The sequence below is a fragment of the Streptomyces boluensis genome (genome assembly GCF_009908195.1).
Taxonomy (GTDB): Bacteria; Actinomycetota; Actinomycetes; order Streptomycetales; family Streptomycetaceae; genus Streptomyces; species Streptomyces boluensis.
The window spans coordinates 1-797 of the sequence record NZ_JAAAHS010000765.1; the positions used below are offsets into that span (position 1 = coordinate 1).

Annotated in this window: 1 protein-coding gene; it reads right to left on the reverse strand. The window is 68.4% G+C overall.

The window, feature by feature from the left end; genetic code table 11:
- Positions 1 to 3 precede the first annotated feature (3 nt).
- Positions 4 to 600: a hypothetical protein gene (locus GUY60_RS37990; protein WP_223178788.1), complete on the reverse strand. Its 597-nt coding sequence runs from the start codon at positions 598 to 600 to the stop codon at positions 4 to 6.
- Positions 601 to 797: the final 197 nt, after the last annotated feature.

Consider the following 797-nt stretch of genomic DNA (forward strand, 5'->3'; position numbering starts at 1 on the left):
GTCCTAACCCTGCTGCACGCCGAGCGTGCGGGTCACATGGCGGAGCAGCCCTTCGTCCGCGAACTCCGCGATCCAGTGGGTGAACCGGAGCGTGTGCATGCCGACCCGCTGCTCGTCGGCGTCGAGCGGTGCGAGCCCGAACTCCCGCCGCAACCACGCCTGGTACTCCGCAAGGGTCACGTCGAACCGCTCCCGGTCCTCGCGGCCCTCCGGGTCGTCCGTATCGAAGAGGTCGTCGAGCTCCTCCGGGTCCGGGGCGGCGCCGAGCAGTTGGAACAGCTCACGCAGGTCAGCGGCCTCGATCCGCAGGTCGCCCTCGTCGCCGAAGAAGACGACCGGCAGGGTGGCCAGGTCGGAGCGGTCGTCGCAGCGCCACAACGCGTAGTACGACCCGGAGGACGTGGCGTAGGCGAAGGGGATCAGCCGGTCCAGGTACGCGTCGGGAGCGGCGCCGCAGAACCAGTCCAGGTCGTCGTTCCAGTCGAACAACTCGAAGCCGATCGCGCCGAGATGGTCCCCGGAACGGTCCAGGAACTCCTTGAGCAGGTTGAGCTCGGGCACGGGGGAGTAGGCGTCACGCACGACGCTCTCAGGGCTCACGGCATTCACGGGACGGCGCTCCTTCGGCCCGCACTCACCGACGGGCACTCTCGACTACCTGCGACAGTAATCGCCGGGTCTGACAATCGAGTTGGGCGACCCCTTGGGTGCGACTTCGGCCCGACGCGTACCCATACCACCCGGCCAGGGGGTCGAACGGCATCTGGGCACCCACCACGGACCTCGGTACGTTCATC